Here is a 23,634-nt window from a genome sequence, read left to right on the forward strand (position 1 = left end):
GACCATCGGATCTCCAGCGGGGAGCGGGTATGACGACGATCTACGACGTCGCGCGTAGGTCGGGGGTGTCACCGGCGACGGTGTCACGCGTGCTGAGCGGCCGGCGGAACGTCGACCCCGAGCTGTCCGAGAAGGTCCGGGCCGCGGTCGCGGAGCTCGGGTACCGACCCAACGGGGTCGCGCGGAACCTGCGCAAGTCCTCGACGAACCTCTGGGCGGTCGTCATCTCGGACATCGAGAACCCGTTCTTCACCTCGCTGGTCCGCGGGCTCGAGGACGTCGCGCAGACCGAGGGGTACCACGTCGTACTCTGCAACTCCGACGAGGACTCCGCGAAGGAAGCGGCGTACGCCTCGGCGGTCCTGACCGACCAGATGGCCGGCGTGGTGATCTCCCCGACCTCGACGGCCGAGGGCGTTCATCTGCTCGCGAACGCGAAGATCCCGCTCGTGATGATCGACCGCCGCGTCGAAGGTGTCGAGGCCGACACGGTGCTGGTCGACAACGAGCACGGCGCCTTCGAGGGCGTCAAACACCTGATCGACGGCGGGTACCGGCGGATCGCCTGCATCACCGGCCCGCGCAAGGTGTCGACGGCGATGGACCGGCTGGCCGGGTACCGGTCGGCGCTGCGGGCCGGCGGGATCCGGTACGACAAGGACCTGGTCCGGCACGCCGACTTCCGCGAGGCCGGCGGGTACGCCGCGATGGAAAGCCTGCTCGAACTCCCCGATCCGCCCGAGGCGCTGTTCGCCACCAACAACCTGATGACCGTCGGCGCCCTGGAATGCCTCGCGAAGAAGGGCCTGCGCGCACCGGACGACATCGCGATCGTGGGCTTCGACGACATCCCCTGGGCCGACCTCGTCGTCCCCAGCCTGACGACCGTCGCCCAGCCGACCTACGAACTCGGCCGCACCGCCGGCCTCCTCCTGAAGGACCGAACTGCCTCCCCCGGCCGCCCACCCTCCACAGTCACCCTCCGCACCGAACTCCACATCCGAGCGACGTCCGCCCCGAAGAAGTAACCACCCAAGCGGCGGCTGACTTCTCGCCTCCCCCGCCCAGTCGTGGCGTTTGGTTCGTCCCAGAACCGCCGAGTCGTGGATTGAGGCTGTCGAACCGAGCCGATTTCCACGACTCGGCGGGTCAGGGCATGGGTTTGGTGCGCCGTCGGGGTCAGTGGAGGAGTTCTAGTTGGGCGAGGGTTGTTGGTGTGGGGGTGGTTAGGCGGTAGTGCTGGTAGTTGGCGGGGGTTTTGATGGTGAATGGGCGGGTTTGGTGGGGCCAGGGGAAGGTTTGGTTGGTTCGTTCGTCGATGAGGGTCCACGTGGTGCCGTCGGTGGAGGCTTCTAGTTGCCAGGTGGTGGGGGCGTTCGCTGAGCCCGATGTCAGGGTGTAGAGGGTCGGGGTTGCGGGGGCGGGGAGGGACCACGTGGCTTGTTCGACGGTGGTTTCGGTGGTGGAGGTGTCGTCGAAGAGCGGGTTGTTCGGGTCGACAGGGATGAGGTCGACGAGGGGTGTGGCGACGGCGTCGTCGGAGGTGAGCGCCGGTGGGTGTTCCAGGGTCGCCCAGTCGGATGGTTCGGCGCCTAGCGTGAATTGGATTTGATCGGCGGCGGTCAGGTCCGCGTGGGTGATGGATGCTACGGACAAGTGCTTGCCGTCGACCTGGAGCTCTTGTACGTAAGGGTGTTCGGGGTTGGTCGCGGTGATCGTCAAAGGCTTCCCACCGAGCGGCTTGAGTGTGACGCGGGGAAACAGCGCCGAGCCGATCGCGTACTCGGGGGCGCCGACGCGCAGCGGGTAGAGGCCCAGTGCGGCGAACAGGTACCACGCGGACATCTCGCCGTTGTCCTCGTCACCCGGGTAGCCCTGGCCGATCTGCTCGCCGACGTACAGCCGGTCGAGGACCTCGCGGGCGATCGCCTGGGTCTTGGCCGGCGTACCGGTGTAGTTGTACATCCAGGCGATGTGGTGCGCCGGCTGGTTGGAGAAACCGAACTGCCCCATCCGGACGGCCTGCGCCTCGAGCATCTCGTGGATGACGATCGAGTACGTGCCCTTCTTCACCGCGAGTTCGGGGGTCGCGAAGAACGCGTCGAGTTTCGCCTCCAGGCCGCGCGGTCCGCCGTACAGGTTGGCCAGGCCGCGCGGGTCGTGCGCAACGTGGAACGCGAAGTTCCACCCGTCGGTCTCGGTGAAGTCGCCGCCCCACTCCTCGGGGTCGAAGTCAGCTGTCGACTTCGCGAATGCGCCATCCGGACGGCGCCCCTGGAAGAAGTTGATGTCGTTGTCGAACAGCAGCACGTAGTTCAGCGACCTGCGCCGCAGGTACTCCGCTTCCTCCAGCAGCTGATCACGACGCTCGGGATGGTCGTCGGCCAGGCGGGTGGCCATCTCTGCCAGCGCGAAGTCGTTCAGGTACGCCTCGAGCGACCACGACACGCTCTCCTCGGTGTCGGTGCTCACGTACCCGGCGAAGAACCCGGTCTCGACGCCCTTCCGCCCGACCTCGGTCGCCTCCGGCGCGACGGTCGCGTTCCGCAAGCCGGCGTCGTACGTCGCCAACGGGTCGGGCAGCGTCACGCCCTTGAGGTACGCGTCCGCGAACGACACGTCCGAGCTCGTCCCGGTCATGCAGTCCGCGTACCCGGGCGAGGACCAACGAGCGATCCAGCCCCCGTCGCGGTACTGCTGCACGAATCCGTCGACCAGCTCCGCGGTCAGCGCCGGGTAGAAGAATGCGTACGCCGGCCACGCGGTCCGGTACGTATCCCAGAACCCGCTGTTCACGTACATCTTGCCGGCCTTCACGACCGCATTCGTCTCGCGCGCGGTCGCCGTACCGACCGTCGGCAGGACCGGGCTGGCGTAGCGGTACTCCGGTGCGTCCGGCGTACCCGCGTTCTCGAAGTGTGAGTTCGGGTAGAGGTTGAGCCGGTACAGGTTGCCGTACACGGTCCGCAGCTGCGGCGGCGTCGCGCCCTCCGGCCGGATGACCTGCAGGCGCTCGTTCCACACCGCCTTGGCCGCGGCCTGGATCTCCTCGAAGGACCGGCCCGCGAGCTCGAGCTTGAGGCTGTGACGGGCCTGGTCGACGCCGATGAAGGACGTCGCGAACCGCAGCGTCACCTCAGGTACGTCGAACGTCGCGGCGCGGGCGTTGGCTCGACCACCGTGCGCTTCGCCGAACGCGGTGGGAGCCGTGGAGAACTCGCCGTAGCAGTACATGCGGGTGCGACCGGTTTCCGAGCCGTTCTCGACCCAGCCGGTGACCGCGTTCCCGTCGTACTCGAAGGCGCCGTTCTCGTCGATCGTGTCGAAGATCAGGTGCCGTCCAGGCGCGTCCTGCGGGAACGTGAAGCGGAAGATCGCGCCGTGGTCGGTCGGGGTGAGCTCCGCGCGGACACCGTTCGCGAGGTCGACCGCGTACAGGTCGGGGCGGGCGGTCTCGTCGTCGTGACTGAACGCGGCGGCACGCTCGGCGGGATCGCCCAGCGGCGCTGCGGCGGCGACCGGCATGATCGTCAGCTGATCGCGGTCGCCCATCCACGGGCTCGGCTGGTGCGAGAACGTGAGGCCCTGCAGCTCGGGGCGGTTGTCCGCGTTGTTGGCGCGGTGGTACTCGTACGGCCAGCGGTGCGTCGAGGCGTTCGTGACCGGCGTGAGGAAGTTGAAGCCGTTCGGCCAGGCGGTGATCGGGAGCGTGTTCCCGCGGGAGAAGTCGTGGCTGGCGTTGGTTCCGCGGCGCGTGTCGACGTACTCCGTCAGATCCGACCCATCGGGCTCCGCCGGCGCCGGGCCGATCTCGACGTCGTCGATCCATCCCGCGAACTCGTGACCTGCCTCGGGCGCATCCACCACGAGCACGAGCTGCGCGATCGTCTTCCCCGCGGCCGCGGTCAGATCGACCTGTACGTCGTTCCATTGGTCGGCGTACAGGATCTTCGCGGCGCCCTGCCCCGCGGCATCAGCAGCCTGCCCGTACTGGTCCCGCGCCCCGTCCAGCCGCGTCCCGTCCGCAAACACCACCTCGACGGCCACGTACGTCGCCGAGTAGCTCAGTCCCGCGTCGAGGTCCGGATAAACCTTGTACCGCAACCGATCCCCCACCGCGACAACCCGCCCCGCACCAGGCAACCCAACTTCCAGCCGCCCACCCGACGTCCCCGAGTACCGAGTCCCGTCAACCCCACTGAACCCAGCCCGCGAACTGGTCGACCCACCCGGCCCACCACCACTCTCAATCATCACGCCGCAATCCTACGAACCCCCACCCCACCCCCGTCACCATGTTTCCATCCTGGACTCGACCCATCTGCTGCTATCCTCGTGAACACGAGGCCTTCGATGGCCGCGGAGAGAACGCCAGGTCTGCTGCCAGACCCGCCTGCAAGGTGCGGCGCTCCGGACCATCGAAGGCCTCGTCGCATCACAGCCCACCCACCGGCCACCACGGGTAGGCCGCCATCGTGCTCGGAAGCACGATCCCCTCGAACCCGTCCGGCCGCCGGATCTGGTGTCGCACAGCCATCAGGTGGTGCTGCTCGAAGCCGCCGTACTCGTCCGTCTCCAAGGCAGCACGCAGCATGCCGCAGTACTGGTCCGCTGCCTGCAACCCGTCGAGCTGTCCCGGCCCCAGGAACGCCGGCCTACCTCGAAGCAGGTCCCAGGGCGCGTGGACCGAGTCCCGGGCCCGCAACTTCTCGAACCAGGCGAGCGTCTCGTCGTGCCGGAAACCACGCACATGCCCGAAGCTGATGACGACATCTCGTCTGCCGCCCTGCCAATCGTCCGCGGTGTCGAGGACCTGCTCCAGTACACGCCCAGCGACGAAGTTGTAGAAGGACACCTGATCGGAGATGTCCTGGACGACGGCGGCTTTCTCGACGAGAACCATGTTGAGCACGACGCCCTGCACGGCCGCGAGCTGAGACGCAACGAACTGTCTGCGCGGAAATCTCTTCACGTGTTCGGTCCAATGCAGCGGCTTGCCGACAGGCACCGACAGCCGTCGACGGCACTGCGCGATCGCCCGGCGCAGGACCGCGTCGTCCTCGTCGGCGACGACCACCGCGACCATGCCGAAGTACCGCGACGAGCGCGGCGACAGTCCGCGGTCGCCGGTCTCGTCGACGTAGGCACGCACGAGCGGTCGTTCGAAGTACATGGACCGACACCCTAGGTGCCGAGAACCAGGTACGGCGGGCCGCGAAGCGCACCTGTGGATATCTGCCCCGCAATGCCCCGGGTTGCCCCAAAGATCAGTGGGGTGGGGGTGGTGGGATGTTGCCGGCTTTTAGCCAGGTGGTGTAGTCGCGGGCTGTGTCCTCGTCGGGGCGGAGTTGGAGGCCGGCGCGTAGGGCTTGGGTGTTGTCTAGTTGGAAGGTGCCGTCGTTGGTGCCGTTGTGGGGGAGGTGGAAGCGGTCTTCGGGTGGAGACCAGTTGATGGGGTGGGGGTTGGGTACGGCGGTGCGCCAGGCGTCGGCCAACTCCGCCATCGTCCGCGTGGGGCCTACTGCGTTGAAAGGGCCGGGGATGCGGTGGACGGTGAGGTGGAGGAGGAAGGCGGCCAGGTCGCGGGCGTCGACGTATTGGATGGGCTGGTCGGGGCGGGCGGCGCATTCCATCGGGAGGTCGTGGGCCAGGGCCCAGCCCCAGTTGCCGAAGTCGGGGTTGTAGGGGCCGACGACGAAGCCGGAGCGTACGGCGGCGGTGCGGTCGCCGAAGGTGGCGGTGAGCAACGATTCGTTGCGGACCTTCGACGGGCCGTAGAGGTCCATCGTGAAGTGGTCCTCGGGGGCGCCGGCCGGCCACGGCAGCAGCGGCGCGGATTCCGTCATACCGGGCGTGGTCTTGCTTGCGTACACGGCGATCGAGGACATGTACGTGTAGTGACCGCAGCGGTCCCGGAGTATGGACGCGCTGAGCGAGACGTCCCGGACCAGGAAGCCGGACATGTCGATCACGCCGTCCCATTCGCCGTCATTCAGCGCCTCCGGAGCGGCGCGGTCGCCGACGATCCGGCGTACGGACGGGAAGAGCTCAGGATTCGTCTGCCCGCGGTTGAACAGCGTCACCTCGTGACCGTCCGCCAAAGCGGCCTCCACGACGTGCCGACCGAGGTTCTTGGTGCCGCCGAGCACGAGCAGCTTCATGCGAGCGCTCCGACGACGTCCTCGAGTTCGCTCAGCAGCCCGTCGATCCAGCTCGCGGACTCCGGGATCGTCCGCAGCCCTTCCTCGACGATAAAAGAAAGCGCCACCAGGTAGAAACAGCCACCACCGACGAGGATCTGACGCTCGACCAGCGCCGGATTCCCGCCGGCCGCCTCGAGGTAGTGCGCAACGATCGGCGCGCGGTCGTGGCCGAGGGCAACGGCATCGCGGACCAGGGTGTAGAGATCACTCAGATGCGGCGCCGTGTACGCCCCGGGCCAGTCGATCGCCGTCCATCGCGTTCCGTCGGTGACCAGGTTCTTCGGTACGTAATCGCCGTGCACGACGGCCGTCGGCGCGTCCCGGTGCAGTCCGGCCAGCGCCTCGGTGAGCGGACCGAGATCGAACCCGATCCGCCCGATCCGGTCCGCCAGCTCCTTGACCCGCTCCGGCGGGAACTCGCTCGGCCCGCCAACCGGGTGCTTCCGGATCGTCGCGAGCAGCTCCGCGGCCGCCACGAACCCTTCGGCGGTCGGCTCCTGCTCCAGCGTCACCCGCCCGACATCCTCCAAGACCAGGATGCCGACGCCGTCGGACCGATCCCGGTGAATCAATGAGGGCGCCGGCAGCTCCAGCGGTACGACGAACCGCTCGTACGCCGCTGCCTCGTCGGCCTGCCCGTCGGTGCCCCGTTTGACGATCACGCTGTTCAGCCCGAAGGACAACCGCCACACCTCGGAAGATCCCCACTGCCGAAGCAACTCTCCGTGCAGCTCCGCGACAGCAGGCGCCTTGGTGGCTTCCAGAACCGGATCGGACACGACATCGAGCCAGGCCGGAAGCATCCGAAAAGTAGACCATGGTCCGGCCGTCGGGCGCCGCCGAATTAGGGTGTGGGCATGAGCGAGCGAAGCGAGCGAACGATAGGCGCAGTCGAGATCTCGGGCATGCCGGAGCGAAGCGGAGGCGTGACCGAGAACGCCACGCACGCCTGGGGCTTCGGCCTCGCCACCGTTACGACCGCTGGGGACGTCCTGGATGTCTGGTTCCCGGCGCCCGAGCTCGGGACGCAGCCGGACGACGTGAAGGCTCCGGCCGAGCTCATCGCGGCGGAGGGCAACGACGAGCTCCGGCAGGTACGGCGTGAGGTCGTGGCGACCGAGATCGCGCTGGACGCGGCCCCGAGCGGTACGGCGGACGCGTACCTGCGGCTGCACCTCCTGAGCCACCGTCTGGTCCGCCCGCACGGCGTGAACCTGGACGGCATCTTCGGCGCCCTCCCGAACAACGCGTGGACGTCGCACGGCCCGGTCCCGGTCGAGCAGATCGAGAGCGTGCGGCTGCGGGCCCGCGCGGCCGGTCAGCACCTGAGCGTGACGAGCGTGGACAAGTTCCCCCGGATGACGGACTACGTCGTACCGTCCGGGGTCCGGATCGGCGACGCGGACCGCGTCCGCCTGGGCGCGCACCTCGCGGACGGTACGACGGTCATGCACGAGGGGTTCGTGAACTTCAACGCCGGCACCCTCGGTACGTCGATGGTCGAGGGACGGATCGTGGCCGGTGTGGTGGTCGACGACGGCAGCGACATCGGCGCGGGCGCGTCGATCATGGGCACGCTGTCGGGCGGCGGCAAGCAGGTCATCTCGATCGGCAAGCGCTGCCTGCTCGGCGCGAACGGCGGCACCGGTATCTCGCTCGGCGACGACTGCGTGGTCGAGGCGGGGCTGTACGTGACCGCCGGCACCAAGGTCACCCTCCCGGACGGCAGCGTGGTCAAGGCCCGCGACCTGTCCGGGCAGCCCGGACTGCTGTTCATCCGCAACTCGGTCACCGGCGCGGTGGAGGCCCGCCCGCGCAAGGGCGAAGGCATCACGCTCAACGAGGCGCTGCACGCGAACGCCTGATCGTCCGAAAGTATGAATGTGCGAACCGGCGTGAGGCTCGGCACGTCAATCTGTTCGTGAGGCAGGAACCTGTCGCCCGCCCTCAGACGTTGGGAGCGGTATGCCGATAAAGCGTGGTGCCCTAGTGGCCGTGGGGGGCATCGGCGTGCTCAGCCTTGCGGTCGGGGTCGGCATCGCCTGGCTCGGCGGGAAGCACGTCGGGAACCTCCTGCCGCCGACCGAGGAGTGTTCGGCGTCGGTCGGCGGGCAGATGGTCGTGGTCGACTTCGAGCAGGCCGAGTCGGCGGCGATCATCGCTGGCGTCGCCGTACGGCGGGGTCTTCCGGCCCGCGCGGCGACGATCGCGCTCGCCACGGCGTACCAGGAATCCGGTCTGCGGAACCTGGCGCACGGTGACCGGGACTCGCTCGGGCTGTTCCAGCAGCGGCCGTCACAGGGCTGGGGTACGGCGAAACAGGTGCAGGACCCGCACTACGCGGCCGGGAAGTTCTACGACGCGCTCGTGAAGATCAAGAACTACCAGACACTCGCGATCACGGTCGCGGCCGACAAGGTGCAGCGCAGCGCGTTCCCGAACGCGTACGCCGACCACGAGGCGGATGCCCGCGTACTGGCCTCAGCGCTGACCGGGCAGTCGAAGAGCGTCTTCAGTTGCACCGTGAACACCGACGCGGTGCCGCAGGAGACGATGGGCAGTAGCGGGCTGACGCCGCGCGCGGACGCCGTACGGAAGGATCTGATCCGGACGTTCGGGAAGGTGCCGACCGGTGGGTACGCCGTGGGCGGGGTGAACTCCGGGCACATGGAGGGGTCGGCGCACTACGACGGACGGGCGGTCGACGTGTTCGTCCGGCCGATCTCGGCGGCCAACACCACGAAGGGCTGGGCGATGGCGCAGTACCTGGTCGCCCGGGCGGACCTGCTGAAGATCAAGACGGTCATCTTCAGCGACAAGATCTGGACCGCCGGCGGCCGGTCGGACTCCGGCTGGCGGGACTACACCCCGCCCGAACGCTCCGGCGACCCGAAGATCCTCCGCCACCTCGACCACGTCCACGTCGACGTTCTGGAGCAGTAAATGACAATGGGACGCCCACCTGGAGCGTCCCATTGTGATCATCCAGTTACTCGTCGTGTTCCTGGGGCGGGAGTGCGGCGATGAACGCGTGGTCCTTGTCGATCTTGCCGAGCTTGGACGCACCGCCCGGCGAGCCGAGGTCGTTGAAGAAGTCGACGTTCGCGGTGTAGTAGTCCTTCCACTGCTCCGGGGTGTCGTCTTCGTAGTAGATCGCCTCCACCGGGCAGACCGGCTCGCAGGCTCCGCAGTCGACGCATTCGTCGGGGTGGATGTACAGCATCCTGTTGCCCTCGTAGATGCAGTCGACGGGGCACTCCTCGACACAGGCGAGGTCCTTCAGGTCAACACACGGCTGCGCGATGACGTAGGTCACTGCTACTCCTCCTATGGCAGGCAAGCGCAGCGGGGATTCCGGGGTGCTGCGATGCGGTGGTGCACGGTGTCTCTAGTATCACGGTAGTACGTTGACCACTGTGCCAGGAGTCCGGATCGTGTCAGGCCTGGGTGCCCGTGATATCGGCCACCGTGTCGTCGTCCGGCACCGGATACCGGGCGGTCTGACCGATGTCATCGGCGTTCTGCAGGCGTGGACCCCCGATCTCGTCACTGTCCGCCACGCCGACGGCGAATTACACGAGATCCTGGCTGCCGACGTGACCGCGGCCAAGACCATCCCCGAGATGCCGCTCCGTCCGGTGGACGTCGACCAACTCTTCCTCACCACCGCACTGGGCCGCCCAGCGGTCGAGACGGCGTACGTCGGCCACTGGTTGCTCCGGGCATCGTCGGGCTGGACGGGCCGCGGCAACTCGCTCCTGCCCGCGGGCGACCCCGGTATGCCGGTCGCGGACGCTCTCCAGCACGCGATCGCGTTCTACGACCAGCACGGCCTACGGGCACAGGCCCTCGTCCGCGTCGGCAGCCCGTACGACGAGGAGATCCGCGCCTGCGGCTGGGTAGACGCCCGTCCGGAGCAGTCCGACGTACTCGTCATGCACACCACGCTCGACCACGTGAACGGCTCGCCCGAGTACGACGTACAGCTCGCCGAGGCGCCGAACGACGCGTGGTACGGGACCGCTTTCGACGGCCCGGTGCCGGATGTCGCACCCAAAGTCCTCGAAGGCGCCCCGAAGGTGGCGTTCGCGTCGATCGTGCTGGACGACGTCGTGGTCGCGGTGGGGCGCGGGTCCATGACCGGGCACTGGCTCGGTGTGGACGCGATCCGTGTCACTGACGGCTACCGCCGCCGTGGCCTCGGTACGGCGATCGTGCAGGCGCTGGCGCGCTGGGCAGGCCCGCACGGCGGCCGCCGCACCTATCTGGAGGTGCTCGTCGAGAACACCGCCGCGATGACGACGTACACCCGTCTTGGCTACCGCGAGGCCTATCGCTACCGCTACCTGACCAGTCGGTGAGCCGCACGCGCTCCGATGAGCGTCAGCACAATGAATCCCGCTAGTACGACCCCCAGCGCCCGACCGGGGTCGTCAGCCAGCGCAGCGTAGGTAGAACCGGCTATCGCGACGCCCAGCGCTCCAGACAGCTGTGCGTTCGTGGCGACCACTCCGGACAGGTCAGCGGCGTACTGCGACGACAGGCTGGACGTGACAACGCCGATGAGGGTGTTGGAGGTGATTCCGAGCCCCAGCCCGCCTATTCCGAGTAGCGCGAACAGAAGCGGCCCGGCGCTGCCGCCAAGCAGCAGGTACATCAGCACAGACAGGTACCCGACCGCCAGGACCAGGCAGCCGATGAGAGGCATCCACCGCACTCCCCGTCGCAGTCGGGGCAGGATCGGTCCGGCCAGGCCGAACGTGGCGACCCAAATGACCATCGCGAAGCCGGAGTACGCCGGTCCTTTGTGCAGACCGCCCTGGAGGTAGAGGGCGAGCACGAAGAGCAGGGCGAAATACGTGCCCGAAGTACAGCCGTGGGCGAGGAGACCGGCGCGGACAGACGGGTTGCTGAGGACCGGGCGTGCGATCAGTGGGCGACCACCCCGGCCGGCTGCGCGACGTTCGCCGTACTCGAAGAGGACCAGCGCTGGGACGCTGAGCAGGAGGCACAGCCAGGACCAGGTCGGCCAGCCGCGTTCGGAGCCGAGCAGCAACGGAACGATGACGAGCAGAACCGTTGTGGACAAGGCGAGTACGCCGCCAAGATCCAGGCGGTCGCGATGTCCTGGCGGATCGGCGGGCAGCAGGCGACGGCCGGCCATGACGAGGACGATGCCGATCGGCACGTTGACGAGGAAGATCGGGCGCCAGCCGGTACCGAAGAGATCTGCGGCGATGAGGACGCCACCGAGCAGTTGGCCGGCCACCGCGCCGCCGGACAGCGCGATCGAGAAGTAGCCGAGCGCCTTGAGACGGTCGCGACCTTGGAAGTGCAGCTGGATGCCGCTGAGCACCTGCGGGACCATCAGTGCGGCGCCGGCTCCCTGGACGAAGCGGGCCACGACCAAGGTGGCGGTTCCGGGGGCGAGGCCACAGGCGAGGGAGGCCGCGGTGAAGACCGTCAGACCGAGGAGGAACGTCCGCCGGTACCCGAGCGACGAGCCGAGGCGGGCGCCGGTGATCAGCAGTACGGCGAACGCGACGACGTACCCGGACACGACCAGGCCGACGGCGCCCTCGGAGGCGTGCAGGTCGGCACCGATCGACGGACCGGCGATGTTGGCGACCGCGGTGTCGATATTGGCCATGAACTGACCGGTGAGCAGGACGGCCAGGATCGCGCCGCGATGGACGGTTCTTGTCTGCGGGGTGAGCACGTCAGTGGAACGGTGTGAGGTGCCCGAGATGTGAGGAGGTTAGGCTCCCGTGGCATGGCGGATGATGTGGTCGCGTACCCGGGGGACTTCGAAGGCACGGTGCGGGTGGAGTACACGCCGCACCCGGACGACGGGGTCGCGGATCCCGGTGAGATCGTCTGGACCTGGGTGCCGTTCGAGGAGGACTTCAGCCGCGGCAAGGACCGCCCCGTGCTGGTCGTCGGCTGGGACGAGCCGTTCCTGCTGGCGCTGATCCTCACCAGCAAGGACCACGACCGCGACGCCGCCGACGAGGCGCGCTGGGGCCGGGTCTGGCTCGACATCGGCAGCGGGACCTGGGACAAGGAGAACCGGCCCAGCGAAGTTCGACTGGACCGCGTCCTCCGCATCGACCCGCAACAGGTCCGCCGCGAGGGCGCCGTGATCGAAGAATCGATCTTCGATCAGGTCGCGGCCGGACTGCACGACCTCAACCGCGGCTGAAGGATCAGCTGGGCGGCCGGGTCGTCGTGACACCCGGCTTCCGGCCGGGTGGGGTCGAGATCCCGCCCGGCGGCGGAGTCACGGTGGTGCCCGGCTTCGGCCCGCAGCGGATGTCGTCGGCCGCGTTGTACTTCGTGGTGAACGACTCGGTCTTCTGCCGTACGCCGTTCTTCGCGAAGTACCGGTAGATGGTGATGTCGAAGCCCGCGGTCGGCGCCTGCGGCTCGCACTTCGCGGCCGTGTTGTAGACGAGGCCCGGCTGGCGGAAGTTCGTCTTCGCCGACTGCCCGGCGGTGATGTCGACGAACTTGGTGCCCCAGATGATGACCCGGATGCTGCCCTTGCTGCCCGGGGTCGAGGCCTTGAAGATCGTCTGCACCAGCAGGCCGTGCCCGGAGTCGTTCAGGAACTTCAGGTCGACCGACCCCCAGGCAACGGTCGCCTCACGCCCGACCGGGTAGCGGCTGATGTAGACGCTGTGCGCCTTGTGCTCGACGATCTTCAGCCCGGCGAAGAACGCCGCGTTGAAGGTGGTGGTCGCCGACTGCGAGACACCGCCGCCGAAGTCCTTCTCGAACTTGCCGCCGCTGATGATGTACCCCTCGGCGAACCCGTTCTCCTTGGTCCGCTCGCCGACGACCTTGTTCAGGCTGAACTCTTCGTTCGGCTTCAGCAGCGTGCCGTTGATCTTGGCCGCCGCCGTACCGATGTTGGTGTTGCGGTACGGCGCGTGCGGGAACTCGGTCTTGAAGTCGCCGATGTTCTGCGTGATCCCGAGCGCGGTCGCCTGCGCGGTGGTGAACTTCGCCGGGGTCGGCGTCAGCGGGACGGCGGCCCGCCGCTCACCGGTCGGCTTCGGCAGGATCGCGAGGATCGCCGCACCGACCTTCGCCCGGTCGACGACCATGCCGTTGACCGCCGGGACCACCTTCGGCCCGGCGCCGACGATCTGCACCGTCGCGTCCTTCGGTAGCGTCTCCAGCGTCTTGAACCGCTGCAGGAACAGCGGCTCCAGCGATTTGGTGCCCAGCGCCGGGATGACCTTGCCCTCCTGCACGCTGACCGCCAGCGCCGGTGCCAGCTCGGCCGGCTCCAGCTCGACCGACTTCGACCCGACCGTCAGCCGGACCGGCCCCGACATCGCGGGCTCGGCGAACTCCTTCAGCGCCTTGTCGATCGCCTCGGTGGCGGCCTGCGGCTTGGTCACGCCGGCCGGAAGTTCCTTCGGGGTCCCGTCCGAGGGGTACGCCGCGAGCACCGCGTCGACCGCCTTCGCGGAGTCCAGTTGCAGGCCGTCGGCCGGGTCGTGCTTCACCGGCTGCGTGCCCTTGAAGGTGATCGTGCCCTCGGTGGCCTTGCGATTCACCTGGCCGGCCAGCTTCTCGACGGCGGCCTTCAGCTTCGCGTCGTCCTTGGTGACGACCGGCTCGACCGCGTCCCCGCCGCTCAGCGCGTGCCAGATCCGGCCCGGGGCCAGGCTGCGGCCCGCGCCCGCGGCGTCGACGGTCTTGTCCACGTCCACCGAGAGCCCGGCGTCGGCCGGCAGCACCTGGAACTTGGCGTCGCCCGCCTTCAGCGCGATCGGCGCCGCCACGCGGTCCTTGAGACCCGCGGTCAGCTTCGTCTTCGCGTCGTCCTCGGACAGGCCGCCGATCGGGATGCCGAGCACGGTCGTGTCCGTCGGGATCTTGGCTCCGGCGAACGCGAACGCCGCGCCGTAGCCCACGACGACAACACCGAGCCCCGCGGCGGCGATGATCCCCGCGAGCTGCTTTCTCCCCACCGGACAGAGTCCTCCCGCTCGAGCGCTTGGTCAGGGCACAAGCGGACATCCTACGGGACGGGGCAGGCCCCACCGACCGTCGGGGCTGCCCCGCGATGCCCCGCCGGTAACGATCAGTTTCCGGGCAGTTCCCGGTAGTGACTGGAATGGTAGATCAAGGCGCTCGGGTCGCCCGGATCGCCCGTCCCGAGGCTGAGCACCTCGCCCACCACGATCGTGTGGTCTCCCCCGTCGTACGTCGCCCAGGTCCGGCACTCGAGCCACGAGAGGGCGCCGTCGACGGTCGGGCAGCCGGTTTTCGGGCCGGCCGTCGTACCGATGCCGTCGAACTGGCTGTACAGGTCCCGCCCGGACCGCGCGAACCGCTCCGCGATCGCCCGCTGCGCCCCGGACAGCACCGACACGGCCCAGTAGCCGCAGTCCAGTACGGCGGAGTGCATCCGGACGCCCTTGTCGACGCAGACCAGCACCAGCGGCGGATCGAGCGAGACCGAGGTGAACGCGTTCGCGGTCATCGCGTGCGCGACGCCGTCCTGCAGCGTGCTCATGATCGTGATCCCCGACGCGAACTGGCCGAGCGCAGCGCGGAACTCCGCAGGTGGGACGCTCCCACTCGACTCGGTTGAGGACACCTCAGCAGGTTATGCCTGCCGACAGGTTGATGCCTCAACCGAGCGTGTGGGAACGGTCACCTCACACCTCGCCGGGGTGAATCGTCTACAGGCCCGCGAACAGGTCGCGCTCCACGCCGTCCGGGCCGGGGGCCGGGGTGCCCTTGACCAGGCGGTACGGCTCGGAGGCCCAGATCTGGTTGCCGTTGTTGTTGGACAGCGCGAAGAACGGTCCGTCGACGGTGATCTGGGTGGCGTGCGCCTTCATCGCGTTCATCTTCCGGTCGATGAACTCCTCGCCCTCGATCACGCAGTCGATCAGCCGGTCCGGCGTGATCATCGGCGGCATCGGGCCGTCCGGGTCCATCCCCTCGAACGTGGTGGTGTCACCGGCGTCGCGGAGCGCCCGGAGCTGCTCGCGCATCCGGGACTCGGCCATCGCGGTCCAGTAGATCTTCGGGATGTCCCAGGCCGGGCCGAGATCCTCCCGGTACGACCGGGCGGCGGCCAGCGCGGCGGCGTACGTCGCGACGCGGTGCGCCTTGATGTGATCGGGGTGGCCGTAGTTGCCCCACTCGTCGTAGGTCACCAGGACCTGCGGGCGGAGCTCACGGATCACCGGGACCAGATCGTTCGCCGCGGCGACCAGGTCGGCCTGCCAGAAGCTGTCCTTACGGGTCTGCGGCGGGACGTCCGCGTTGCCCTCGTCGTTGTAGATCATCCCGGTGTCGCGGTACTTCCCCGGGCCGCCGAGGAACCGGTGGTCGGTGACACCGAGCTCGGCCATCGCGTTCGCGAGCTCACCGATCCGGTGCTCGCCGAGGCCGTCGTCCTGGTCGGCGGCCAGGTGGGACAGCTCGGGGACGAGGACCTCGCCCTCTTCGCCGAGAGTGCAGGTGATCAGGGTGACGTGGGCGCCCTCCGCGACGTACCGCGCCATCGTCACACCGTTGTTGATGGTTTCGTCGTCCGGGTGGGCGTGCACCAGCATCAGCCGGCGCTCAGCAAGCTCAACCATGCCGAAAGCCTACGTCGGCCCGCCGACAGTTCTTCCGGCAGTTCTCCCGGGAGCGGGTCAGCCGAAGCGGCGGACCAGCAGGCACCCGGCCTGGAACCGCGACTTCGCGCCGAGGCCGGCGATCAGCGCGCTGATCTCGGAGCGCACGGTCCGCAGCGACAACCCCAGGTCGCGCGCGATCGCGGCGTCCTTCGCACCGGTGGACATCATCCGGCCGATCGTCACCTGGCGGCTGGTCAGCTCCTTGACCGCGGCGGGAGTCCGCCGGTGCGATCCGAGCTCGTAGACCTCACAGACGACCTCGGGCGCGACGTCCTTGAGCCGCACCGCCGAAATTGCCGGGTACACCGACATGCGTCACTCCTCCCCAAGAGTTCAGGAAAGGATTCTCGTCTCCGGGCCGGACCAGGTGCCAGGTACAACCCATACAAACCACCCATACAGTTGCTGTGCGTGAACAGCAAGAAGGGCGGTGCCGTGACGGCACCGCCCTTCTCAGAAGTGTGCTGGGATCAGCTCACTTTCTTCACACCGATCTGCGTCAGGTCGGGGTAGCCACCGGTGTTCGGGTCGCCCACCACGTTGTCGAGGTTCGAGCCCACGACGTACACGTTGAGGTCCTGAACGGTCGGCACCAGCGGAGCCGTCTTCATGATCTCGACGTACAGGTCGGACAGACCGGTCTCGATCTTCGTCTTGTCGGTCTCCTTGGTCAGCGCTTCCATCTTGTCCCAGCCGGCCTGGCTGCGAGCGTAGTTGTTCTGCGCGGACTTGCCCGGCGCGGTCGTGTCCGGTCCGAAGACGGACGGAACGATCGTCGTGAGGCTCGCCCAGTCGTAGCACCAGCCGGCGGTGATCAGGTCGGTCGCCGCGGTGTCCTGCTGCTGCGTCGAGTAGTAGTTGTCACCCGGGATCTTCTGGATCTCGACGTTGACCCCGATGGCCTTCCAGGACGCCTGAGCGGCCTCGGCGGCCTTCACGGCCAGACCGGAGTCCGCCGTACCCAGGACGAGCTTCTCGCCCTTGTAGCCGGCCTCGGTCAGCAACTGCTTGGCCTTCGCCGGGTCGCCCGCGTCGGGAACCTTGAAGGTCTCCTCCGCCTTGTAGCCCTCCATGTCCTGCGGAATGATCGAGTCGACCACCTTGGCGAGCCGCTCGCCACCACGACCGTCGCGGTAGCTCGTCCGGTCGAGGCCGTAGTACAGGGCCTCACGCAGCTTCTGGTTCTTCAGCAGCGGCTTCTGCTGGTTGAACGCGATGTAGCGGCGGCAGATGTCGGTGGCCTCGACCACGCGGTCCTTGACGCTCGCCTGGTTCGTCTTGGCGATGTTCTCCGGCTGCACGCCCGCGAAGCTGAGCGAGCTCTGGTCCGCCGCGCCGTTCGCGATCAGTCGCTGGTCGACGGTCGCCTCGGCGTCACCGAACTTGAAGATGAACTTGTCCGGACGGGCGTCGCGGATCGGGTCGGTCTTCTGGTCCCAGTTGGTGTTGCGGACCAGCACCAGTTGCTTCTTGCGGGTGTACGACTCGATCTTGTACGGGCCGCTCGACACCGGGTGGTTGTCGTACTGGGTCTTGGTGTCCTTCGCCTTCGGGACCGGCGCGAAGACCTTCATGCTCGCCGTACCGTCGAACGAGGCGACCGGGCGGTTCAGCTTGAAGATGATCGTCTTCTCGTCCGGGACCTCGATCGCCGTGCAGCCCTTGCCGCCGTTGTTCCCCGACACGTACGGGCCCTTGTAGCCCTTGCAGTCGAGGTACTCGTGCGCGTACGGCGCACCCTCGGCCATGTCGGCGGCGAACGACCGCTCGGCGTTGTACTTGATGTCGGCGGCGACGATCGGCGTGCCGTCCTCGTACTTCAGCCCGTCCTTCAGCTTGAAGGTCCAGGTCTTGAAGTCCGGGCTGGCCTCGTAGCTGTCCGCGAGGTCCTTCTCGAGAACGATCTTCTTCGCCTTGCCGTCGTATCGGTACTCCGTCAGCGAACGGGTGATCAGCTTGCCGATCATGTTCGAGTCGGTGACGAAGCTCCGTGCCGGGTCGAGGTGCTCGACGTCGGTGACGGAGTAGACGGTGACGGTGCCCCCCTTGGCACCGGCCGAAGCCTGCCCGGTCGGCGTATCGCTGTTTCCCCCGCCGCAGGCAACCGCGGTCAGGCTCAGTCCGAACCCAACGGCGATTGCCACTCCGGTTCGTTTGAGGTGATCCATGGCCAGTGTTTCCTTCCTTGTGTTGACACTTGTCGCCGGGTCGCGGCGGCTCGCAGAAAGTGATCTACGTCAGATGGCGGTCATCAACTCACGTGTTCACAAACTGCGCAATGCGCTTTTGGCCGCTTGACCGGATCGTGATCCCTTCAATGCCGTCGGTACACCAGACCAACGCTCTGTGTAGTCGTCAGACCACGTCCCGTTCCTCGGGGAAGTGGCAGGCCGCTTGATGGCCCGGGGCCCCGATCTGCAGCAGCGGCGGCTCTTCCGCAGCGCAGATCTCCTGTGCCTTCCAGCATCTGGTCCGGAAGCGGCACCCCGAGGGCGGGTTCAATGGGCTCGGTACGTCACCGGTCAGCCGGATCCGCTCGCGCGCTTCCTCCGCGTCCGGATCGGCCTCCGGCACCGCGGACAGCAGCGCGTGCGTGTACGGGTGCCGGGAGTGGTTGTAGAGCTCGTCGCGGGTGGCCGTCTCGACCACCTTGCCGAGGTACATCACCGCGACTCGGTCGGAGATGTGCCGGATCACCGACAGGTCGTGCGCGATGAACAGGTAGGCGAGGCCGAACTCCTCCTGCAGGTCCTCGAGCAGGTTCACGATCTGGGCCTGGATCGACACGTCGAGCGCCGACACCGGCTCGTCGCAGACGATCAGCTTCGGCCGCAGCGCGAGCGCCCGGGCGACCCCGATCCGCTGGCGCTGGCCGCCGGAGAACTCGTGCGGATAGCGGTTGTAGTGCTCGGGATTCAGCCCGACCCGTTCCATCAGGGTCTGGACCGACTTCTTCGTCCCGCTCTCGCTCTTCACCTTCTGGATCTCGAACGGCGCCGCGATGATGGTGCCGACCGTCTGCCGCGGGTTCAGCGACGAGAACGGGTCCTGGAAGATCATCTGGACCTCCCGCCGGAACGGGCGCATCCGGGCCCGGTTCAGGTGGGTGATGTCCGAGCCCATGAACGAGATCGTGCCGCCGGTCGGCTCGTCCAGCCGGGTCACCAGCCGGCCCGTGGTGGTCTTCCCGCAACCGGACTCACCGACCACACCGAGCGTCTCGCCGGCGTGGATGCTGAGGTCGATCCCGTCGACCGCCTTCACCGCGCCGGTCTGCCGCTGGAAGATGATCCCCTGCGTCACCGGGAAATAGCGTTGCAGCCCGCGCGTCTCGAGCAGCAGTTCGCCACCCGCGGACTCCTTGCCGGTCGTCTGCTCGGCAGATGTCGTCGTACTCACCAGCGCTCCCCCGCCATCAGAGGCTCGGCTTGATCTGCTCGGTGAACAGCTGCTTGCGCTGTTCGGACCTGATATGACACCGCACCCGATGTGGTTCCTGGCCGATCTGCAGCAGTTCCGGCAGTTCGGTGGAGCAGACCGCATCCTCGACGTGATCCTGGTAGTCGCAGCGCGGCTGGAACGGGCAGCCCTTGGGCAGGTTGATCAGCGACGGCGGAGTGCCCCGGATCGACTTGAGCCGCCCGTCGCCGCTGCGGTTCACCCGGGGGATCGAGCCGAGCAGCCCCCAGGTGTACGGCATCTCGGGCCGGTAGAAGATGTCCCGGACGTTGCCCGACTCGACCACGCGGCCGCCGTACATCACCACCACGTTCTCGGTCATCTTGGCGACCACACCGAGGTCGTGGGTGATCAGGATGATCGCGGAGTTGAACTCCTTCTGCAGATCCTTCATCAGGTCCAGGATCTGGGCCTGGACGGTGACGTCGAGCGCGGTGGTCGGCTCGTCGGCGATCAGCAGCGAGGGGTCGCACATCAGCGCCATCGCGATCATCGCGCGCTGCCGCATCCCGCCGGAGAACTGGTGCGGATAGTCGTAGAACCGCTTGTCCGGCGACGGGATGCCGACCCGGTCGAGCAGCTCGATCGCGCGCTTCTTGGCCACCGCCTTCGGCGCGTTGTTGTGCACCAGGAAGGCCTCGGTGAGCTGGTCACCGACCCGGAAGAACGGGTGCATCGCCGACAGCGGATCCTGGAAGATCATCGCGACCCGCTGGCCGCGCAGCGCCCGCATCTCGGGCACGGACATCGACACCAGTTCGGCGCCGTCCAGCCAGATCTCGCCGGTCACCTTCGCCTTGCTGCCCTTGTGCAGCCCCATGATGGCCAGGCTGGACACGCTCTTGCCGGAGCCTGACTCGCCGACGATGCCGAGCGTCTTGCCGCGCTCGAGGGTGAAGTTCAGGCCGTTGACGGCCTTCACCAGCCCGTCGTCGGTCGGGAAGTGCACCTGCAGGTCCTTGACCTCCAGGAACGGCTTTCCGGCGCGGGTGTCCGCCGGCGGCGCACTGGTCACGGATTCGGTCATCTCACCTCACCTGATCAGGACAGCCGCACGCGCGGGTCGATGACGGCGTACAGGACGTCGACGACGATGTTCGCGAGCACCACGAAGATCGCCGCGAACAGCACCACGCCCATGATCGCGGGCAGGTCGTTGCTGAGAACGGAGTCGATGGAGAACTTGCCGAGGCCGGTGATGCTGAAGATCTGTTCGGTGATCACCGCGCCGCCGAGCAGGCCGCCGACATCCAGGCCGAAGATCGTCACGATCGGGGTCAGCGCGGACCGCAGCCCATGCTTGAAGACCACTGTCCGCTCGCCCAGGCCCTTGGCCCGGGCCGTCCGGATGTAGTCCTCGTTCATGGTGTCGATCATGTTGGCCCTGGTGATCCGGGTGTAGAGCGCCGCGAACACCAGCGCAAGCGTGATCCAGGGCAGGATGTAGAACTGAAGCCATTTCACCGGGCCCACCGTGAACAAGGCGGCGTTCGCCGTGTCGGGGAACGGGATCCACTTCAGTTTGACGATGAACAGGAACAACAGCAGGTACCCGAACACGATCGTCGGGAAGGACACCCCGAACAGGGCCAGGCCGACGCTCAGCTTGTCGATGAACTTGCCCTTGCGGAGCGCGGCTATCAGGCCGAGCATCACGCCGGCGAACAGCCAGAGGACGGCGGCCCCGAGGGCCAGCCACAGCGTCGCCGGGAACGCGTCCTTGATCGAGTTCCAGACCGGGATGCCGTTCTGGTACGACTCACCGAAGCACGGCCACGCGCAGTTGCGTTCGTTGCCCTCGGAGCCGATCGTGCGCCCACCCGGGCTGACCAGGCCCTGCATGTACTGGCCGTACTGCACGACCAGCGGCTTGTCGAAGCCGTACGTCGCGTTGACCTGCGCGACCGTCTCCGCGTTGCAGTTCTTTCCGCAGATGAGCAACGCGGGGTTCGCCGGCGTGGCCCAGAACAGGAAGAACGTGATCGCGCTGATCACGATCAGCACGAACACCGCCTGGATCAGGCGGCGGATGAGATAGCGGCCCACCGGTCAGCTCCTTCCGGCGCGCGGATCGAGGGCGTCCCGGACGGAGTCGCCGAGCAGGTTGAACGCCAGCACGGTGATGAACAGCGCCATCCCCGGGAAGAACAGGTACAGCGGGTTGCTCTCGATCCAGTTCGACGCGTCGGAGATCATCCGGCCCCACGAGGCGGTCGGCTCCTTGATGCCGACACCCAGGAAGGACAGCGCCGCCTCTGCGGTGATGTTGGTCGGGAGCAGCAGCGTCGTGTACACCAGCAGCGTCGGCAGCAGGTTCGGCAGAACCTGCCGGAACAGCACGTAGTTCGGGCCGGCGCCGAGTGATCTGGCGGCCTCCACGAACTCGCGCTCACGCAGCGAAAGCGTTTGGCCACGGACGATCCGCGCCAGGTAGGCCCAGCCGAAGAAGCCGAGGACGAACATCAGCACACCCATTCGCAGTGTGTTGTTGTCAGGGGTGCCGAACAGATCCTGGGCGCGCGAGGCGACCACCGGTGTCAGCGCCATCACGAACAGCAGCGACGGGAAGCTCAGCATGATGTCCATCAACCGGCTGAGCAGCGTGTCGACCCAGCCGCCGAAGTACCCGGACACCATCCCGATCACCGTGCCGAGCACGACCGCGATGACGGTGCCGCCGAGCGCCACGAGCAGCGAGACCCGGGTGCCGTAGACCAGCCGCGAGAAGATGTCGCGGCCGTTCTGCGGCTCGACGCCGAGCCAGTGCTCCGAACTCGTACCGCTGCCCCACAACCCGCCGATCGGGATACCGCCGTCGCGGGTGTTCAGCAACGGGTCCCCGTTCTCGTTGAGCTTGTTGAACTGATCGGGCGGGAACCCGTTCAGCTTCACGATCAGCGGCGCGAGCAGCGCCACCGCGATGATCAGCAGGATCACGACCGCGCTGATGATCGCGACCTTGTCGCGTCGCAGCCGTGCCCACGCGATCTCCCCCGGCGAGCGGCCCTCGATCTCCTTCGCTTCGGCAGTCTCGACCAGAGCATCTGTCGGCAATCCCTCATCGGGAGACTGCGTCTCCGATACCCCCAGCGTCATCGCCCGTCACCCGTCTTCCGTGCTGATGCACCCCGCACCTTTGACCCGGGCTCGCCGGGTTGCCGGGAACCCTACGTATCTCGCAGTGTGGACGCCATGGGAAGCCGACGCTAGTCACCGAATCGTGACCGGTGTGACTTCCGCCACTACTGGCGGGTTCGGAGCACCTTGACGAACGGACGATCGGGTACCAGCCAGTTGCTTTCGTCGAGGTCCTCCGGCACGAACCACCGGAGCTCCGAGTGCTCACGCAGTACCGGATCGCCGCCGACGATCACGGCCCGGTAGACGTGCAACCGGTACGCCTCCGAGATGTCCACGCCGGGCCCCAGCGACTCGCCGACCTTGATCTCCAGGTCCAGCTCCTCGCGGAGCTCGCGGACCGCGGCCTGTTCGTCGGTCTCCCCCGGCTCGACCTTGCCGCCGGGGAACTCCCAGCCGCCGTCCGGCCCTGGCCGGTACGCCGCCAGCACCAAGCCGTCCCGTACTACCGCAACACCCACCACGATCTGCACGTCGCGACTCTGCCAGAAACTGTCAGCCGCGTCCGGCATGATGCCGGTATGCCGTTGCAGAACAGGGTTCTGCCCACCCAGGAGATCGTCGCCTACCCCGGCCGCGGCTTGCTGATGGGCAATCGCGGCAGCCTGCACGGCCCCGACCGCCGCCTCGGCACGACCCGTTGGCGGTCGAAGGCGTGGATCTGCTGTGTCCTCGACTGGAAAGGGATCCGCCGCGATCCGATGCCGCTCGGCCGCTGGACCGCACTGTTCTTCTTCGACGAAGCGGTAGCGCTCGCCGCCGGCCATCGGCCCTGTCATTACTGCCGGCGCAGGGATTTCCTGCTGTACGCCGGTGCGTGGGCGAGCGGCCGCGGTCTGCCCGAACGTCCACGGGCCGCCGAGATGGACGCCGTACTGCATCACGAGCGGGTCGAATCACGCACCAGGCGGCAGCGAACGACCGTCCAGGACTTCTCCGGACTGCCGGACGGCGCCATGGTGCGCTTCGACGGCAGGCCCGCGCTGGTGCTCGACCAGCAGGTGCTGCCGTGGTCCTGGGAGGGGTACGCCGAAAGGCTGCGGCCACGTGGTCTGCACGAGGTCGAAGTACTCACGCCGCCGGCGAATCTCGTTGTCCTACAGGCCGGATTCGCCCCATTACTCCACCCGTCGGCACACTCGCAACTGAGGTAAGCCTAACTGGAAACACGCCGTACC

At 67.7% G+C, this 23,634-nt stretch carries 22 protein-coding genes; 6 read left to right on the top strand and 16 right to left on the bottom strand.

The features are described 5' to 3' along the window. Nucleotides 1-29 precede the first annotated feature (29 nt). Entirely contained in the window at nucleotides 30-1,028 is a 999-nt protein-coding gene (locus tag OHB24_RS02175; RefSeq protein ID WP_131285633.1) for a LacI family DNA-binding transcriptional regulator, read from the top strand. Between the two features lie 151 nt (nucleotides 1,029-1,179). Here OHB24_RS02175 and OHB24_RS02180 read toward each other — a convergent pair whose 3' ends face one another. The 4 genes from OHB24_RS02180 to OHB24_RS02195 form a co-directional block, all read right to left on the bottom strand. After that, entirely contained in the window at nucleotides 1,180-4,254 is a 3,075-nt protein-coding gene (locus OHB24_RS02180) for a GH92 family glycosyl hydrolase (RefSeq protein WP_327641003.1), read from the bottom strand. 181 nt (nucleotides 4,255-4,435) lie between these two features. Further along, nucleotides 4,436-5,173 (bottom strand): DUF3800 domain-containing protein, encoded by a 738-nt coding sequence (locus OHB24_RS02185; RefSeq protein ID WP_327637220.1) that lies wholly within the window; start codon nucleotides 5,171-5,173, stop codon nucleotides 4,436-4,438. 94 nt (nucleotides 5,174-5,267) lie between these two features. After that, entirely contained in the window at nucleotides 5,268-6,161 is an 894-nt protein-coding gene (locus OHB24_RS02190) for an NAD-dependent dehydratase (protein ID WP_327637221.1), read from the bottom strand. Continuing rightward, nucleotides 6,158-7,006, bottom strand: coding sequence for a phosphotransferase family protein (locus OHB24_RS02195; protein WP_327637222.1), 849 nt, complete (start codon nucleotides 7,004-7,006; stop codon nucleotides 6,158-6,160). Before OHB24_RS02195 ends, OHB24_RS02190 begins: the two co-directional genes overlap by 4 nt. Before the next feature lie 102 nt (nucleotides 7,007-7,108). On the opposite strand from OHB24_RS02195, the gene dapD reads away from it, so the two are divergent. Together dapD and OHB24_RS02205 are read left to right on the top strand one after the other, a co-directional pair. Continuing rightward, on the top strand, nucleotides 7,109-8,068 hold the full coding sequence (dapD, locus tag OHB24_RS02200) for a 2,3,4,5-tetrahydropyridine-2,6-dicarboxylate N-succinyltransferase (protein WP_327641004.1): 960 nt from the start codon (nucleotides 7,109-7,111) through the stop codon (nucleotides 8,066-8,068). 124 nt (nucleotides 8,069-8,192) lie between these two features. Further along, entirely contained in the window at nucleotides 8,193-9,146 is a 954-nt protein-coding gene (locus tag OHB24_RS02205) for a hypothetical protein (protein ID WP_327637223.1), read from the top strand. Between the two features lie 46 nt (nucleotides 9,147-9,192). On the opposite strand, the gene fdxA is transcribed toward OHB24_RS02205, so the two are convergent. Further along, nucleotides 9,193-9,519 carry a ferredoxin gene (gene fdxA, locus OHB24_RS02210; protein ID WP_184797405.1) on the bottom strand — a complete coding sequence of 109 codons (327 nt, stop codon included), beginning with the start codon at nucleotides 9,517-9,519 and terminating at the stop codon, nucleotides 9,193-9,195. A 100-nt stretch (nucleotides 9,520-9,619) separates the two neighbouring features. Between fdxA and OHB24_RS02215 the strand changes: the two genes are divergently transcribed. Beyond that, nucleotides 9,620-10,564, top strand: coding sequence for a GNAT family N-acetyltransferase (locus OHB24_RS02215; RefSeq protein ID WP_327641005.1), 945 nt, complete (start codon nucleotides 9,620-9,622; stop codon nucleotides 10,562-10,564). Here the strand turns inward: OHB24_RS02215 and OHB24_RS02220 are convergent. Next, nucleotides 10,546-11,922: an MFS transporter gene (locus OHB24_RS02220; RefSeq protein ID WP_327637224.1), complete on the bottom strand. Its 1,377-nt coding sequence runs from the start codon at nucleotides 11,920-11,922 to the stop codon at nucleotides 10,546-10,548. The two genes, OHB24_RS02215 and OHB24_RS02220, sit on opposite strands and share 19 nt — an antisense overlap. Before the next feature lie 54 nt (nucleotides 11,923-11,976). On the opposite strand from OHB24_RS02220, the gene OHB24_RS02225 reads away from it, so the two are divergent. Continuing rightward, nucleotides 11,977-12,405, top strand: a complete 429-nt coding sequence (locus OHB24_RS02225) for a type II toxin-antitoxin system PemK/MazF family toxin (protein WP_327637225.1) — start codon at nucleotides 11,977-11,979, stop codon at nucleotides 12,403-12,405. Between the two features lie 4 nt (nucleotides 12,406-12,409). Here the strand turns inward: OHB24_RS02225 and OHB24_RS02230 are convergent, their stop codons facing one another. The 10 genes from OHB24_RS02230 to OHB24_RS02275 all read right to left on the bottom strand — a co-directional run bounded on the left by OHB24_RS02230 (nucleotide 12,410) and on the right by OHB24_RS02275 (nucleotide 22,968). Continuing rightward, nucleotides 12,410-14,188: a VanW family protein gene (locus OHB24_RS02230; RefSeq protein ID WP_327637226.1), complete on the bottom strand. Its 1,779-nt coding sequence runs from the start codon at nucleotides 14,186-14,188 to the stop codon at nucleotides 12,410-12,412. Nucleotides 14,189-14,301: 113 nt separating this feature from the next. Next, nucleotides 14,302-14,820, bottom strand: a complete 519-nt coding sequence (locus tag OHB24_RS02235; RefSeq protein ID WP_327637227.1) for a flavin reductase family protein — start codon at nucleotides 14,818-14,820, stop codon at nucleotides 14,302-14,304. 85 nt (nucleotides 14,821-14,905) lie between these two features. After that, nucleotides 14,906-15,817: an N-acetyl-1-D-myo-inositol-2-amino-2-deoxy-alpha-D-glucopyranoside deacetylase gene (gene mshB / locus OHB24_RS02240; protein ID WP_327637228.1), complete on the bottom strand. Its 912-nt coding sequence runs from the start codon at nucleotides 15,815-15,817 to the stop codon at nucleotides 14,906-14,908. A gap of 57 nt (nucleotides 15,818-15,874) precedes the next feature. Further along, nucleotides 15,875-16,171, bottom strand: a complete 297-nt coding sequence (locus OHB24_RS02245) for a LuxR C-terminal-related transcriptional regulator (protein ID WP_327637229.1) — start codon at nucleotides 16,169-16,171, stop codon at nucleotides 15,875-15,877. 158 nt (nucleotides 16,172-16,329) lie between these two features. Beyond that, complete coding sequence (locus tag OHB24_RS02250) at nucleotides 16,330-18,003, bottom strand: ABC transporter substrate-binding protein (RefSeq protein WP_327637230.1); 1,674 nt, start codon at nucleotides 18,001-18,003, stop codon at nucleotides 16,330-16,332. Nucleotides 18,004-18,214: 211 nt separating this feature from the next. After that, the gene (locus OHB24_RS02255) at nucleotides 18,215-19,258 is read right to left on the bottom strand and encodes an ABC transporter ATP-binding protein (RefSeq protein WP_327637231.1); all 1,044 of its coding nucleotides are present in this window, start codon (nucleotides 19,256-19,258) and stop codon (nucleotides 18,215-18,217) included. A 16-nt stretch (nucleotides 19,259-19,274) separates the two neighbouring features. Then, nucleotides 19,275-20,345, bottom strand: coding sequence for an ABC transporter ATP-binding protein (locus tag OHB24_RS02260; protein ID WP_327637232.1), 1,071 nt, complete (start codon nucleotides 20,343-20,345; stop codon nucleotides 19,275-19,277). A 14-nt stretch (nucleotides 20,346-20,359) separates the two neighbouring features. Then, nucleotides 20,360-21,364 carry an ABC transporter permease gene (locus tag OHB24_RS02265; protein ID WP_327637233.1) on the bottom strand — a complete coding sequence of 335 codons (1,005 nt, stop codon included), beginning with the start codon at nucleotides 21,362-21,364 and terminating at the stop codon, nucleotides 20,360-20,362. A gap of 3 nt (nucleotides 21,365-21,367) precedes the next feature. After that, nucleotides 21,368-22,414 (bottom strand): ABC transporter permease, encoded by a 1,047-nt coding sequence (locus tag OHB24_RS02270; protein WP_327637234.1) that lies wholly within the window; start codon nucleotides 22,412-22,414, stop codon nucleotides 21,368-21,370. Between the two features lie 146 nt (nucleotides 22,415-22,560). Beyond that, entirely contained in the window at nucleotides 22,561-22,968 is a 408-nt protein-coding gene (locus OHB24_RS02275) for a (deoxy)nucleoside triphosphate pyrophosphohydrolase (protein WP_327637235.1), read from the bottom strand. 9 nt (nucleotides 22,969-22,977) lie between these two features. On the opposite strand from OHB24_RS02275, the gene OHB24_RS02280 reads away from it, so the two are divergent. Next, nucleotides 22,978-23,610 (top strand): hypothetical protein, encoded by a 633-nt coding sequence (locus tag OHB24_RS02280; protein WP_327637236.1) that lies wholly within the window; start codon nucleotides 22,978-22,980, stop codon nucleotides 23,608-23,610. Nucleotides 23,611-23,634 lie beyond the last annotated feature (24 nt).

Origin of the sequence: Kribbella sp. NBC_00482 (assembly GCF_036013725.1) — a bacterium.
Classification (GTDB): domain Bacteria; phylum Actinomycetota; class Actinomycetes; order Propionibacteriales; family Kribbellaceae; genus Kribbella.

What these genes read in the sequence shown, in the direction of transcription:
- OHB24_RS02180 (WP_327641003.1), bottom strand. Translation starts at nt 4,254, where the DNA reads ATGATTGAGAGTGGTGGTGGGCCGGGTGGGTCGACCAGTTCGCGGGCT.
- dapD (WP_327641004.1), top strand. Translation starts at nt 7,109, where the DNA reads ATGCCGGAGCGAAGCGGAGGCGTGACCGAGAACGCCACGCACGCCTGG.
- OHB24_RS02195 (WP_327637222.1), bottom strand. Translation starts at nt 7,006, where the DNA reads ATGCTTCCGGCCTGGCTCGATGTCGTGTCCGATCCGGTTCTGGAAGCC.
- OHB24_RS02245 (WP_327637229.1), bottom strand. Translation starts at nt 16,171, where the DNA reads ATGTCGGTGTACCCGGCAATTTCGGCGGTGCGGCTCAAGGACGTCGCG.
- OHB24_RS02185 (WP_327637220.1), bottom strand. Translation starts at nt 5,173, where the DNA reads ATGTACTTCGAACGACCGCTCGTGCGTGCCTACGTCGACGAGACCGGC.
- OHB24_RS02280 (WP_327637236.1), top strand. Translation starts at nt 22,978, where the DNA reads ATGCCGTTGCAGAACAGGGTTCTGCCCACCCAGGAGATCGTCGCCTAC.
- OHB24_RS02275 (WP_327637235.1), bottom strand. Translation starts at nt 22,968, where the DNA reads ATGCCGGACGCGGCTGACAGTTTCTGGCAGAGTCGCGACGTGCAGATC.
- OHB24_RS02225 (WP_327637225.1), top strand. Translation starts at nt 11,977, where the DNA reads ATGGCGGATGATGTGGTCGCGTACCCGGGGGACTTCGAAGGCACGGTG.
- OHB24_RS02190 (WP_327637221.1), bottom strand. Translation starts at nt 6,161, where the DNA reads ATGAAGCTGCTCGTGCTCGGCGGCACCAAGAACCTCGGTCGGCACGTC.
- OHB24_RS02260 (WP_327637232.1), bottom strand. Translation starts at nt 20,345, where the DNA reads ATGACCGAATCCGTGACCAGTGCGCCGCCGGCGGACACCCGCGCCGGA.
- OHB24_RS02175 (WP_131285633.1), top strand. Translation starts at nt 30, where the DNA reads ATGACGACGATCTACGACGTCGCGCGTAGGTCGGGGGTGTCACCGGCG.
- OHB24_RS02270 (WP_327637234.1), bottom strand. Translation starts at nt 22,414, where the DNA reads ATGACGCTGGGGGTATCGGAGACGCAGTCTCCCGATGAGGGATTGCCG.
- mshB (WP_327637228.1), bottom strand. Translation starts at nt 15,817, where the DNA reads ATGGTTGAGCTTGCTGAGCGCCGGCTGATGCTGGTGCACGCCCACCCG.